A 12,827-nucleotide genomic window follows, 5' to 3' on the forward strand; every position below is an offset into this window, starting at 1 on the left:
AAAGAAGCTGGGGGTGCTGACTCACGCGAACAAAGCGCCAAGCTCAGGAATCGCTCTTCGATACCGAGCCGCGTCGACCCGGAACATAGGGGGGAATCGGCCAAAGTCAATGGAGCAGCCGCGGGAAGGCCCTAAAAAACCTGAGGTTTTCGCTCAAATAGCGGGCGAGGCTGCGGTTTTCCGCCCAATCCAGCGGTCGGCCGGAGCTGTCCAAACGTCGGCTAACGCCCTTCCGGACCCTGGGCGCGGAAGTCGCCGGGCGCCATCCCATAGGCGGCGTTGAAGACCCTGTAATAGGTCGCGAGGCTGTCGAAGCCGCAGGCGGTCGCGATGTCGGCGATCAGCCGGTCCGGGGCTTCGCGCATCAGGCGGCGGCTCTGGTTCAGGCGTTCGCCCGTCACGGTTTGCGAAAAACTCTTGGCCGCGCTTTCGAACAGCATGTGCAGGTGACGGACCGACACGCCGAGAAGGTCGGCCACCATCGCCGGCGCCATGTCCGGGTTTTGCAGGTGACGCGCGATCAGGCGTCGTGCCAGCGAGAGCCGGGCGATCCGCAGCGCGGCCTGCCCGAGGCGGCTGCCGGGCCGCAGGATGCCGCGCTCGATCAGTGCCAGATGGGCTAAAGCCTGGACGAGGGGGGCGGCATCGGCGGCGCCGTCATCACCCGCGGCAACCGTACCGAGGTCGGCAAAGCAGGCGTCGAGTAGGGGCGCCAGGCTGGGATCAACGAACGTCCGGGGCGCAAGCTCGCGCATGCGCTTGTCCTGCGTGGAGAGACCGCTCACGGGAATCTTCAGGATCCGCAGGTGGAAGCCTCCCGCGCCAAGCGGCGCGGCGCGATAGGGCTGGTCGGTATGGCTGGTGGCGAAGCTGCCGTTGGCGATCGTGAAGTCGCTGCCGCGCATGCCGCCGAACCAGGCGCCGCTGCCGAGTTGCTGATAGACGCAGAGGCTGTCGCCCGGCGCGTCAGCGATGTCGGTCATGCTGCGCTCGACCGTGTAATGCGAAGCCTTCAGCTCGACGAGGCCGGCTCCGCCAAGCTGACACAGCGAGAATTCGCCGAAGAAGTCCGCGCGGCGTTCGCGCTCGAGTTCGACGGTGACGCCGAACAGGCCCTTGGCGCGCACCTCGCGCCAAAAGTCGAAGCGGTCGTGCGGCTCGACCTCGTCGGTGCACCAGCGATACACGGCGTCCCCTCGCTTCCAGCGGAATTGCCCACAAGAATTGACCGAGAAAAAGCAAATTCCGGTGGCATCTACCATAGGCTAGACGGCAGACCTGTGTCCTCAGAGCTGTTGAACCAGCGCTATGGCTGGGCCGACTATCACATCAACGACGCGGTTCCCATGAACCGCTGTTCGAAGGAACCGGCGTGGGCCGTTCTTGAGGGATTTTCGATGACACGTCGGCTTTTCAGAGTACTGGCAGCGCTTGGCCTCGCGGCCGGCCTCAGCGGTTTCGCGCTTCCCGCCTGTGCCGAGAAGCGCGTCGCGCTCGTGGTCGGCAACAACGACTATAGGAACGTTCCGAAGCTGCTCAAGGCGGTCAACGACGCCCGCACCATGGGCGATACGCTGAAGCAGCTTGGCTTCTCGGTGATGCTCGCCGAAAACCAGAGCCGACAGCAATTTTCGGAGACGCTGCTTGCGTTCGATCGGACGATCGAGCCCGGCGACACCGCGTTCTTCTTCTATGCCGGCCACGGCTTCGAGATCGCAGGCCAGAATTACCTGCTGCCGACGGACGTGCCGGCAGCGACGGAAGGGCAGGAAGAGCTGGTGCGTGACGCCTCCATCCTGGCCGATCGCATCGTCGAGCGCCTCCAGAACAAGAAGGCGCGAACCTCGATCCTGGTGTTCGACGCCTGCCGCAACAACCCGTTCGAGCGCAAGGGTACCCGCGCCGTCTCCGGTGGTGGCGGGCTTGCCCCGATGGTGCAGCTGCCCGAAGGCGTGTTCTCGGTCTTCTCCGCGGGCCCGCGCCAGACCGCGCTCGACCGCCTCTCCAACGACGACGCCAATCCCAATTCGGTGTTCACGCGCACCTTCGCCAAAGAGCTGCTCCAGCCCGGCGAGAACCTGGTGCAGGTGGCGCAACGTACGCGCCGTCTCGTCAGTGAGATGGCCGACACCGTCAAGCACAGGCAGGTGCCGGTCTATTTTGATCAGATGGTCGACGACGTCTTCCTCAGCGGCATCGCCAAGGATGTCGCCGCGCGCCCGGCCGATCCGCCGGCGCAGAAGCTCGCGGCGCTGCCGCCAGTGTCGGTGCCGCGCGTGCCGAAGGAGGAGACCACCAACGCGCCGATCGCGAGCTTCTCGCGCCACAATGGCGGCTGGAGCGTGGTGTTCTCCTTTGCCGATCCCACGCTCGGCGTTTCCTGGCGCATGGCCGGCAGTGGCGATTTCCGCGAAACCGGCTTTATCGATACGCTCGACCCGCGCACGCGCAAGAGAATGCCGAACCCGTCGATCGAATTGCCGCCGGATGCGCAGGCCGGCACCATCGAGGTCCGCTATGTCGACCAGTCCGGTGACATGCAGGGCCCATTCCCGATCAGGTTCGATCCCGAGGCCGCGCTGATCCGCGACCAGCGCAAGATCCTCGATATGACCGCGACGAGCTGGCTGTCATTCCGCGAGTTCAACGGGCTGCTGGTCTACTACACGCACCTCGTGTCTTACCGCTGCGCCATCCGCGAGGTGCGCATCGGCATCGACACCGCCGTTCCGAACCAGGTGTTGAAGATGCCGGGCTGCGACATGCGCGATCCCAGCGCGATCAGCGCCGGCATGCCGCTCTACATGAAGCTCGCGCCGGCAACGCAGTTCATCTCGGTGGAGCTGACCTATCGCGACGGCAGCGTGTCGGAGATCAAGAGCTTCCGCAGCGCGAACCGCAGCAACAATTGATGAGGCGGCCGAAGGCGTCGCGCGCGCTTCTTGTTACTCGCGGCGCTTCCTGATGAAGCTCTTGAGCTTCTCCTACTCCTCGTACGGATAGCCGTTCCGTTCGATGCGCACCGGCGCAAGCGCCGGCCTGCGCGGTGCGATCATGATCAAGACGAAAAGCACGTTGATCAGGATCCAGACGCCGAGCAGTATGAGGATTGTCTGCACTGCAATTTCCTGAATGAGTCGGAATTGGCGTAAAGGCTAACGGCCATTCACAATCGCGGCAAATGAATCTTGCTTGCTGCACTGCACAGAAACCTTGACCCTAAATGAGAACCCGGCCGTGAAACCCGATACGTCGCAGAATCTCCAGGGCGCCTCGCTGAAAGTGCGGTGTTGCATCGTCGGCGGCGGACCGGCGGGCATGATGCTCGGCTATCTTCTGGGGCGCGCCGGCATCGATGTCGTGGTGCTGGAGAAGCATGCGGATTTCTTCCGCGACTTCCGCGGCGACACCGTGCATCCCTCGACGCTCCAGGTGATGGACGAGCTCGGCCTGATCGACGGATTCCTGAAGTTGCCGCATCAGCGCTTGCAAAAGATGGACGGCCTGTTCGGCGGTACCCCCGTTCGCATCGCCGATCTCAGCCGCCTCCGCACCAAGTACCCCTTCATCGCCTTCATGCCTCAATGGGATTTCCTGAACTTCCTGCGCGAGGCCGGCCAGCGCTTCGCCTCGCTGAAGGTGATGATGAACACGGAAGCGGTCGATCTGATCCGCCGCGGCGAGACCATCGCCGGCGTGCGGGCGAATACGCCGGACGGCATCGTGGACATCGAAGCCGATCTCACCATCGCCTGTGACGGCCGGCATTCGACCGTGCGCCAGCGTTCCGGCCTCGAGGTCGAGGAGATCGGCGCGCCAATGGACGTGCTGTGGTTCCGCGTCGGCCGCAAGGCGAACGAGACCGAGAACGTGTTCGCGCGCGTCGAGCCCGGCAAGATGATGATCACCTTCGACCGCGGCGACTACTGGCAATGCGCCTATGTCATCGCCAAGGGGCAATACGACGCGGTGAAGGCGAGGGGATTGCAGGCGCTGCTCGACGACGTCGTTCGCATGGCGCCGATCCTGAAGAGCGGCATTGCCGATGTGAAGAGCTTCGACGATTTCAAGCTGCTCACCGTCGCGATCAACCGCCTGCCGCGCTGGACGCGGCCCGGCTTGCTTCTCATCGGCGACGCCGCACATGCGATGTCGCCGGTCGGCGGCGTCGGCGTCAATCTCGCCGTGCAGGATGCGGTCGCGACCGCAAATTTGCTGGCGGACAAGCTGCAAAACGGCGCCCCGTCGGAGAACGAACTCGATGCCGTGCGCCGTCGCCGCGAATTCCCGGTTAAGATGACGCAGCGAATGCAGATGATCGTGCAGAACAACATCATCAGCGGCGCCTTGCAGGGCGGCGACCGGCCGCTGAAAGTGCCGCTGATCGTGCGCCTCATCACCGCGCTGCCGTGGCTCCAGGGCATTCCGGCGCGTCTGCTCGCGCTCGGCGTCCGGCCCGAGCACGTGCAGTCGAAGGCTGCGCCGGCACGGTAGCGCAAGGACTCGGTAGGGATAACGCGGCGTTAAATCGCGCTCAGCGCGTTGCCTGCGTACAACAGTTCAGATGGATTGAAGGCGCGCTGCTTGCCAATTCGGCGTCTTAACTGTCTTGATTCAAATTTGAGTAAGAACTGCGTGTGAGCGTGCACCCATCAAAGGACACGGGGTGTACTATGCGTAACAAGTTGATTGCCGCCTTCGCCTGCACGACCGCTCTGGTTTCGACCGGCGCCGCTTCCGCCGCCGATCTCGGTGCGCGCTACACGAAGGCGCCCGCCTATGCGGAGCCGCTGTTCAACTGGACCGGCTTTTATGTCGGCGGTCACATCGGCGGAGCATGGACCAACGAGCAGTTCATCAACAACGGGACCGGCGCGCCGTTCGGCGATCTGACCCCGGGGCAGGGCTACCGTCAGCGCAACTCCGGCATCCTGGGCGGCGCCCAGATCGGCTACAATTGGCAGGCCAACAACTACGTGTTCGGTATGGAAGGCACGATCTCGGGCCTCGACAACAAGGGCTCGTTCTTGAACACCGCGTTCGGCGCGGGTGATGACGTGTTCTCCTGGCGCGCCAATGTGCTTGCCACCGTCGTTGGTCGCGCGGGCTTCGCCGTGCAGAACAACCTGTTCTACATCAAGGGCGGCTATGCCGGCGTGAACAACCGTCTGTCGGTCACCGATACGGTCGGTCCGGCTACCGGTTCTGGCGGTCAGACCCATTGGGCCAACGGCTGGACCGTCGGTGCCGGCTGGGAATACGGCATCACCCGCAACTGGATCGTCGGCCTCGAATACAATTACGCAGCTTTCGGTAGCCAGACCTATCAGCTCGGCGGCACCTCGGGCAATTACAGCTTCGATGCCAAGCCGCGCGACCTCCAGTGGGCCGTCGTGCGCGCCAGCTACAAGTTCGACGCGCCTGTGATCGCCCGCTACTGAGTGGGTCAACGAACGACCAAGCAACCATAAAAGACGATCACTGCCCAAATTCAAAAGCCCCGGCATTGTCCGGGGCTTCTTTTTTGTGTGCAGGTTTCTGGCGTACGGCCTACGCCATCACCGAGAACCCGCCATCGACGGGGATCGCGGTGCCGGTGACGAAGTTAGACGCGGACGAGGCAAGGAACACCGTGATGCCGGCGAAGTCGTCGATGTCGCCCCACCGCCCCGCCGGCGTGCGTGCCAGCACCCGCTCGTGCAATCCCGATACCTGCTGCCGCGCACCGCGGGTCAGGTCGGTGTCGATCCAGCCGGGAAGGATGGCATTGACCTGGATGTTGTCGGGCGCCCAGGCATTGGCGCAGGCGCGCGTGTACTGAACGATACCGCCCTTGCTCGCCGCATAGGCCGTTGCGAAGCTCGCGCCGAAGATCGACATCATCGAGCCGATGTTGATCACCTTCCCGTTGCCGGACGCCTTCAGCGCCGGATAGGCCAGCTTCGAGCACAGGAAGGCGCTGGTGAGGTTGGTGTTGATCACCGTATTCCATTCGTCGAGCTCGAGCTCGTGCGGCGGCTTGCGGATGCTCATGCCGGCATTGTTGATGAGGATGTCGATGCGGCCGAGATCCCCGACGACACGCTCGACCATCGCGGCGATGGCCGCCTTGTCGGTGACGTCGGTGGCAACACTGATCGCCTTCACACCGCGTTGACTGAGATCGGCCACGGCGGCGGCCGATTTGGTTTCGTTGCGTCCGACCACGGCGATGTTGGCGCCGGCATCGGCGAGGCCGCGGGCCATGCCGAGCCCGATGCCGCCATTGCCTCCCGTGACGATCGCGACCTTGCCGCGGAGATCGAACCGACTGGATGTCATGCTGCTGTTCCCTGGTTTCTTCTATTGGTTACTCTGCCAGATCAGCACCAGCCCAAAGCCGGCCATGGCTGCGCCATAGCCGGCCCATTGCAACTGGTTGACCATGAAGCTCGATCGCGGCCACGCGACGGTGCCCGTGCCCTGTCCGATCCAGAGCAGCCCGACGGCAAGGGCAAACAGGCCTGCGATCAGCAGAAATCTGCGCATGCATTCCTCCCCATAGGTCCGCTTCTGTCGTGACGCGGCATGACCACTGCCGCGGCCCGAAAACTTGCCGGGAGACTAGCCGTAGCCGTGGTTCGGATACAATGGCCGCTGATGCAGGCCGCAGGGCGGATGCATGTCCATACGCAAGGTCCGCTGAAGCACCGTACAACGAAAAAGCCCCGGACGATGCCGGGGCTTTAACGTCTGAACTTGCGTTCGGATCAGTACTTCGCGACGACCGGACCGGTCCAGTTGAAGCGGTAGACCAGCGAGGTCGAAATCGTCTGGTTCCAGCTGTTGGCGCGGATGTCGCGGCCGACGAGGACGTTGCCAGCATCGAACAGTTCGTTCTGGGTCTTGGCGTTGTAGAAGGCCGAGCGATATTCGGTCTTCATGAACCAGCCGGGCGACTGGATGCCGAAGATGTTCAGGTTGTTCTCGACGCCGCCGCCGATGAACCAGCCATTGCGGTTGTAGCTGTTGAGATGGATACCGGCGGGCGCGCCGGCCAGGGTCATGAAGTTGGTCTGGCCGAAGTGAGCGCCCGAGTAACCGCCGTTGACGTAGGAGAGAACGTTCGGAGCGACCAGCCAGCCGAGGCGGACACCAGCGGCCCAGGAATCTTCCAGCTTCTGGTTGCCAGTGATTCCAGCGATCGGGTCCTGAATGGTAGCACGGATGCTGCCGAACTGACCGTCAGCGAACACGCCGGCGACCCAGGTGCCGCTGAACTGCCAGTCGTAGCCGAGACCGACGGTGCCGAACCAGCCCGAGCCACCCTGGCGCTGATCGATCGTCAGGGGAACTGCGCCAACCGTGGTCTGCACGCGCTGGTCAGAGGCCGAGAGGCCGCCGCCGGCGCCGCCGAAGATGTAGAAGCCGGTCCAGTTGGCGACGGGAGCCGCCATCGGCGCCTTCACGTAGGGACGGGCGCCAAGGTCAGCGGCCGAGGCCGAACCGGTCATCGCGGCAACCGCGGTCAGTGCGAGCAAAATCTTCTTCATCTTAAAATCCCCAAGCTTTGGTCTGTCTGGAAGGCGCGAGCGCACTGAAGTCCGTGTGATCTGATGTCCCGGACTATACCTGCTTCTCTCCGAAATGCTGTTGCAGAGCAGGCACAGTCGCCGGGAAACGCCGCACGGCAGGGATTCTGAGCACCATCGTGGAAATTCGAAATAGTCTTGTATTATCAATTCAGTAGGTCGAATTTTGCGATTTGTATTTTGGTAACTTCTCGTTAGTAAATCCGGCTTTGTCCGAAATGGAGGCAATCCTGCATCAGCCCGGCTCGGTGAGTCGTTGGCCGAGTCGCGATGCGACGAGGCAGGGAATCACCGGAGCCGTGGCGGACCGTTGGCAGGTTCGGCGGGCAGGATCGTCGGGAAATGGCGGTTGTCGTCCCCAAAAAACAAAAGAGCCCCGGGCTTCATGCCGGGGCTCTTGATGGGATGCGACCGGGCAGCGCCTGCGGATCAGACGTCCAGCAGGTCGTCATTGGCGAATTCGGCCTTGTCCGAGATGAACGCGAAGCGCGCTTCGGCCTTGGTGCCCATCAGCCGCTCCACCGAATCCGCCGTGGTGTCGCGGTCGTCGGCGAGCAGAACCACTTTCAGCATGGTCCGCTTGGCCGGATCCATGGTGGTTTCCTTGAGCTGCGCCGGCATCATTTCGCCGAGGCCTTTGAAGCGATTGACCTCGACCTTGGCGTTGGCGTTGAACTCGCTCTTGATCAACGCTGCCTTGTGCGCGTCATCGCGGGCGTAGACCGACTTCGTGCCGTTGGTCAGCTTGTAGAGCGGCGGCACGGCTAGGAAGAGATGGCCTTCGTCGATCAGCCGCGGCATCTGCCGGTAGAAGAAGGTGATCAGCAGCGAAGCGATATGGGCACCGTCGACATCGGCGTCGGTCATGATGATGATGCGCTGATAGCGCAGATCCTCCTCGCGATACTGCGCGAGCATCCCGCAGCCGATCGCCTGCACAAGGTCGGCGAGCTGCGTGTTCGCCGTCAGCTTGTCCTTGCCGGCGGAGGCGACGTTGAGGATCTTGCCGCGCAGCGGCAGCACGGCCTGGGTCTTGCGGTCGCGCGCCTGCTTGGCGCTGCCGCCGGCCGAGTCTCCCTCGACTATGAAGAGTTCTGAGCCGTCCAAACCGGCATCGCTGCAATCGGCGAGCTTCCCCGGCAGGCGCAGCTTTTTGCCGGCGGTCTTGCGCGCGGTCTCCTTCTCTTGCCGGCGGCGCAACCGCTCCTCGGCGCGATCGACCACGAAGTCGAGCAGCCTGTTGGCCTGGTTCGGATTGCCCGACAGCCAATGGTCGAACGGATCCTTCATCGCCTGTTCGACGATGCGCTGCGCTTCGGCCGTGGCAAGGCGATCCTTGGTCTGGCCCTGGAATTCGGGCTCGCGCACGAATACCGAGAGCATCACGGCTGCGCCGACCATCACGTCTTCAGACGTAATGGACGACGCGCGCTTGCCCTGGCCGACGCGCTCGGCGTGATCCTTGAGACCTCGCAGCAGCGCGCTGCGCAGGCCGGATTCATGCGTACCGCCATCGGGCGTCGGCACGGTGTTGGTGTAGGACGACAGGAAGCCGTCGGCATCCGCAGTCCAAGCCACCGCCCATTCGCAGGCGCCATGCGCGCCGTTGCGGCCCGACTTGCCGGAGAAGATGTCGGGATGCACCAGCGTGTCGGCGTGGATCGCCGCCGCCAGATAATCCTTGAGGCCACCGGGGAAGTGGAACGTCGCTTCGGCCGGCACGTCGTCGACGCCCTTGAGCAGTTCAGGCGCGCAATTCCAGCGGATCTCGACGCCGCCGAACAGATACGCCTTCGAACGCGTCATCTTGAACAGGCGCTGCGGCTTGAACGCTGCCTTTGCACCGAAGATGTCGGTGTCCGGCTTGAAGCGCACGCGGGTTCCGCGGCGGTTGTTGATCTTGCCGAGATCCTCGAGCTTGCCCTTCGGGTGCCCGCGCTCGAACGTCATGCGGTAGAGTTTCTGGCTGCGCGCGACCTCGACCTCGAGCAGCGAGGAGAGGGCGTTCACCACGGAGATGCCGACGCCGTGCAGGCCGCCCGAGGTCTCGTAGACCTTGGAGTCGAACTTGCCGCCCGAGTGCAGCGTGCACATGATGACTTCGAGCGCCGACTTCTTCGGAAATTTTGGATGCGGATCGATCGGGATGCCGCGGCCGTTGTCCGTGACGGTCAAAAAGCCGTCCGCGCTCAACTCGACTCCGATGAAGGTCGCATGCCCCGCGAGCGCCTCGTCCATCGAGTTGTCGATGACTTCGGCGAAGAGGTGATGCAGCGCCTTCTCGTCGGTGCCGCCGATATACATGCCGGGCCGGCGGCGCACCGGTTCCAGGCCTTCGAGCACCTCGATGTCGGCTGCGGTGTAGTCGGCCTCGGCACCGCCTGCGCGCGGGGTCGCCTTGGCGGCTCGGGGCTTCGGCTCATCGCCGCCGAAAAAATCGTCTTTTGCTTTGGGCTTCAACTGCTTGGACATATATCTTTATGCGTTTTGAGGGCCGCATGAGCGGCGAATCGGTTGGGCCGACTATGCCACTTCTGACCTGGAAAGGTTATCGCAGGGCGGGCCGGGCGGTGTGGTTGGGAGCCAATCCCGGCGATTTTACGCCGCACCCCCAACGAATTCCCGGCAATGTGACGGCCCGGTCCGGTCTGGACCGGACTTTGTGACTTGATGTCACACAAGTCCTTGGCTTACCAGTCCTTTTCATCGAGCAGCACCTTCGGGCAGGGCGGAAAGGCTATTTTGAATGGAGCAGTTTGCGCACGCGCTGGCGGATTTTGTGCGCGCTCACCAGACATGGGCAGCTCCCATCGTGTTCGTGCTCGCCTTCGGGGAGTCGCTCGCCTTCATCTCGCTGCTGATCCCGGCCTGGGGCGCGTTGGTCGCGATCGGCGCGCTGATCGGCGCGAGCGGCATCAGCTTCTATCCGGTCTGGATCGCCGGCGGCATCGGCGCCGCGCTGGGCGACTGGGTCTCCTACTGGTTCGGCTACCGCTACAAGGAGAAGGTCGCGCAGATGTGGCCGCTCTCGCGCTATCCGGAACTCCTGCCCCGGGGCGAGGCCTTCGTTCGCAGCTGGGGCGTGCCGAGCATCTTCATCGGCCGTTTCTTCGGTCCCTTGCGTGCCTCCGTGCCGCTCGCAGCCGGCATTTTCGAGATGCCCTATTGGAGCTTCCAGGCGGCCAATTTCGTCTCGGCGCTGATCTGGTCGGCGGCGCTCCTGCTGTTCGGGGACGTGATCGCGAAGATCATGGAATGGATCTGGCGGGTGGTGTGACGTCCGAACCTTGACGCGAACCGCAACTGGCCCTATAGCCCCGCGCCATGATCAACGCCGCGACCATTTTGTTCGCCCGTCGCCGCCGCCGCTCTTTAGCGGTTTGGGCGATCGATCGCGTTTGAGATCATCGTCTTTGCCGCTGGATCCGATCCGCGGCATTCTCTCTCCTGTCAGCGCGATCTGATCCGGCGGCCCCCAAGGAGGCCCAGCAGGAGACAACGATGTACACGCCACCCTTTTTCAAGCAGGACCGCGCCGCGAGCCTGAAGTTCGCCGACACGCGCGGCTTCGGCACCATGTGCGCGTTCGACGGCCACAAGCCGATCGCCTCGCCAATTCCGTTCTATTTGACCTATGCCGCCGACGGCACGCCGCAGGCCGCCTTTCACGTCGCGCGTCACAATCCGCTGCTAAAGCTTGCGGACGGGACGACCTCCTGGCTGCTCGCGGTCAACGGCCCCGATGCTTACGTGTCACCGGACTGGTACGTCTCGCCGGATCAGGTGCCGACCTGGCTCTACCAGTCGGTCCATCTGACCGGGCCGGTGCGGTTGTTGTCGGATGGTGAACTGGCCGTGCAGATCGACACGCTCAGCGACAAGTTCGAGAGCTGGCTGTTGCCGAAGAAGCCGTGGACCTCAGCCAAAATGACGGCGGGGCGGCTCGAGGCGCTGAAGAAGGGAATCGTGGGTCTGGTCATGACGGTTGAAGAGGTCGAAGGCAGCTTCAAGCTCAACCAGCACAAGTCCGACGCCGACTATACGGCGATCGCCAACGCGCTTGGCGCGCAAGCCCATGCCGACGCCAGGGAGATCGCGGAATTGATGCAGGACGTCAGGCCGGAGGCCTTGGCATCCGAAACCAACATGCTCGAAAGGAGCGCGCCATGACCTTTTCTGAAGCCAGCCTCGTCGACACCAAAAATGCCCCGAAGACCGGCGCTGCGACAAAGCCCGCCACCGTCTTTGTCGACGGTGGCTCCGGCACCACCGGGCTCGGCATCAACGAGCGGCTGAAGCTGCAGAACGACGTGGTCGTGAAGACGATCGCCGACGACAAGCGCAAGGATCCCGCGGCCAAGAAGGCGCTGATGGAGGAGGTTGACCTCGTCATCCTCTGTCTGCCGGACGATGCTGCCAGGGAAACGGTTGCGCTCATCGACAGCATGGGGCCGTCGGGCCCGAAGGTGCTGGATGCATCGACCGCGTACCGGGTCGCGCCCGATTGGGCCTATGGCTTTCCGGAACTGACGCCGGATCAGGCTGGCAAGATCAAGGCTGCGAAGAAGGTCTCCAATCCCGGCTGCTATCCGACCGGCGCGATCGCGCTGCTGCGACCGATCGTCGATGCCGGCCTGCTGCCTGCGGACTATCCCGTCACCGTCAATGCGGTGAGCGGCTATTCCGGCGGCGGCAAGTCGATGATCGCGAGTTTCGAGGACGGCAGCGCGCCCTCGTTCGAACTCTACGGCCTCGGCTTCGAGCACAAGCATCTGCCGGAGATGCAGCTCTATTCGAACCTGACGCGGCGACCGATCTTCATCCCGTCGGTCGGCAACTACCGGCAGGGCATGCTGGTGTCGGTGCCGCTCCAGCTCGACACGCTGCCCGGCAAGCCCAGCAGTGCCGATCTCCAGGCGGCGCTGGCAAGGCGTTACGCCGGCTCGAAGTACGTCTCGGCGATGCCGCTGCAAAACGAGGCGACCAGGGGCGGCCGAATCGAGCCGGAAGCGCTCAACGAGACCAACACGCTCGAGCTCTACGTCTTCGCCAGCGACAAGTACCACCAGGCGGTGCTGGTCGCCCGGCTCGACAATCTCGGCAAGGGCGCGTCCGGCGCGGCCGTGCAGAACATGCGGCTGATGCTGGGCCTTGCCGAGGAGTAGCCGATGAGCGTTGCCTGCCAGACGGGTCCGGTGGACGAAGCGACGCTGCAACTTTCTACTCCGGCAAGACGATCCAGCGACGCCTGAAAGG

At 63.7% G+C, this 12,827-nt stretch carries 12 protein-coding genes; 6 read left to right on the plus strand and 6 right to left on the minus strand.

The window, feature by feature from the left end; translation table 11 throughout:
- Positions 1-221: 221 nt before the first annotated feature.
- The gene (locus N551_RS0128755) at positions 222-1,187 is read right to left on the minus strand and encodes an AraC family transcriptional regulator (RefSeq protein WP_027569867.1); all 966 of its coding nucleotides are present in this window, start codon (positions 1,185-1,187) and stop codon (positions 222-224) included.
- Between the two features lie 210 nt (positions 1,188-1,397).
- On the opposite strand from N551_RS0128755, the gene N551_RS0128760 reads away from it, so the two are divergent.
- Positions 1,398-2,912 carry a caspase family protein gene (locus N551_RS0128760; protein ID WP_027569868.1) on the plus strand — a complete coding sequence of 505 codons (1,515 nt, stop codon included), beginning with the start codon at positions 1,398-1,400 and terminating at the stop codon, positions 2,910-2,912.
- Between the two features lie 72 nt (positions 2,913-2,984).
- Here the strand turns inward: N551_RS0128760 and N551_RS39600 are convergent, their stop codons facing one another.
- Positions 2,985-3,119, minus strand: a complete 135-nt coding sequence (locus N551_RS39600) for a hypothetical protein (RefSeq protein ID WP_256379060.1) — start codon at positions 3,117-3,119, stop codon at positions 2,985-2,987.
- Positions 3,120-3,237: 118 nt separating this feature from the next.
- On the opposite strand from N551_RS39600, the gene N551_RS0128770 reads away from it, so the two are divergent.
- Positions 3,238-4,494, plus strand: coding sequence for an FAD-dependent oxidoreductase (locus N551_RS0128770; RefSeq protein ID WP_081747959.1), 1,257 nt, complete (start codon positions 3,238-3,240; stop codon positions 4,492-4,494).
- A 179-nt stretch (positions 4,495-4,673) separates the two neighbouring features.
- Positions 4,674-5,441, plus strand: coding sequence for an outer membrane protein (locus N551_RS0128775; protein ID WP_027569870.1), 768 nt, complete (start codon positions 4,674-4,676; stop codon positions 5,439-5,441).
- Between the two features lie 109 nt (positions 5,442-5,550).
- On the opposite strand, the gene N551_RS0128780 is transcribed toward N551_RS0128775, so the two are convergent.
- The 4 genes from N551_RS0128780 to parE all read right to left on the minus strand — a co-directional run bounded on the left by N551_RS0128780 (position 5,551) and on the right by parE (position 10,043).
- Positions 5,551-6,321, minus strand: a complete 771-nt coding sequence (locus tag N551_RS0128780) for an SDR family NAD(P)-dependent oxidoreductase (RefSeq protein ID WP_027569871.1) — start codon at positions 6,319-6,321, stop codon at positions 5,551-5,553.
- Positions 6,322-6,342: 21 nt separating this feature from the next.
- A complete protein-coding gene (locus N551_RS0128785) occupies positions 6,343-6,528 on the minus strand; it encodes a hypothetical protein (RefSeq protein WP_007609848.1) in 186 nt (61 codons plus the stop codon).
- Between the two features lie 221 nt (positions 6,529-6,749).
- The gene (locus tag N551_RS0128790; RefSeq protein WP_027569872.1) at positions 6,750-7,532 is read right to left on the minus strand and encodes an outer membrane protein; all 783 of its coding nucleotides are present in this window, start codon (positions 7,530-7,532) and stop codon (positions 6,750-6,752) included.
- 468 nt (positions 7,533-8,000) lie between these two features.
- Positions 8,001-10,043 carry a DNA topoisomerase IV subunit B gene (gene parE / locus N551_RS0128795; protein WP_027569873.1) on the minus strand — a complete coding sequence of 681 codons (2,043 nt, stop codon included), beginning with the start codon at positions 10,041-10,043 and terminating at the stop codon, positions 8,001-8,003.
- Positions 10,044-10,317: 274 nt separating this feature from the next.
- Between parE and N551_RS0128800 the strand changes: the two genes are divergently transcribed.
- The 3 genes from N551_RS0128800 (at position 10,318) to argC (ending at position 12,736) form a co-directional block, all read left to right on the plus strand.
- Positions 10,318-10,848, plus strand: coding sequence for a DedA family protein (locus N551_RS0128800; RefSeq protein WP_027569874.1), 531 nt, complete (start codon positions 10,318-10,320; stop codon positions 10,846-10,848).
- 224 nt (positions 10,849-11,072) lie between these two features.
- Entirely contained in the window at positions 11,073-11,741 is a 669-nt protein-coding gene (locus N551_RS0128805; RefSeq protein WP_027569875.1) for an FMN-binding negative transcriptional regulator, read from the plus strand.
- Complete coding sequence (gene argC / locus N551_RS0128810; RefSeq protein ID WP_027569876.1) at positions 11,738-12,736, plus strand: N-acetyl-gamma-glutamyl-phosphate reductase; 999 nt, start codon at positions 11,738-11,740, stop codon at positions 12,734-12,736. The genes N551_RS0128805 and argC overlap by 4 nt, the downstream gene beginning before the upstream one ends.
- The last annotated feature ends 91 nt before the right edge of the window (positions 12,737-12,827 follow it).

This window comes from Bradyrhizobium sp. URHA0013 (assembly GCF_000518345.1).
Lineage (GTDB): Bacteria > Pseudomonadota > Alphaproteobacteria > Rhizobiales > Xanthobacteraceae > Bradyrhizobium.

Excerpts from the sequence above, each read along its gene's own strand:
- N551_RS0128760 (WP_027569868.1), top strand. The coding sequence starts at position 1,398 with ATGACACGTCGGCTTTTCAGAGTACTGGCAGCGCTTGGCCTCGCGGCC.
- N551_RS0128780 (WP_027569871.1), bottom strand. The coding sequence starts at position 6,321 with ATGACATCCAGTCGGTTCGATCTCCGCGGCAAGGTCGCGATCGTCACG.
- parE (WP_027569873.1), bottom strand. The coding sequence starts at position 10,043 with ATGTCCAAGCAGTTGAAGCCCAAAGCAAAAGACGATTTTTTCGGCGGC.
- N551_RS0128790 (WP_027569872.1), bottom strand. The coding sequence starts at position 7,532 with ATGAAGAAGATTTTGCTCGCACTGACCGCGGTTGCCGCGATGACCGGT.
- N551_RS0128775 (WP_027569870.1), top strand. The coding sequence starts at position 4,674 with ATGCGTAACAAGTTGATTGCCGCCTTCGCCTGCACGACCGCTCTGGTT.
- argC (WP_027569876.1), top strand. The coding sequence starts at position 11,738 with ATGACCTTTTCTGAAGCCAGCCTCGTCGACACCAAAAATGCCCCGAAG.
- N551_RS0128800 (WP_027569874.1), top strand. The coding sequence starts at position 10,318 with ATGGAGCAGTTTGCGCACGCGCTGGCGGATTTTGTGCGCGCTCACCAG.
- N551_RS0128785 (WP_007609848.1), bottom strand. The coding sequence starts at position 6,528 with ATGCGCAGATTTCTGCTGATCGCAGGCCTGTTTGCCCTTGCCGTCGGG.
- N551_RS0128805 (WP_027569875.1), top strand. The coding sequence starts at position 11,073 with ATGTACACGCCACCCTTTTTCAAGCAGGACCGCGCCGCGAGCCTGAAG.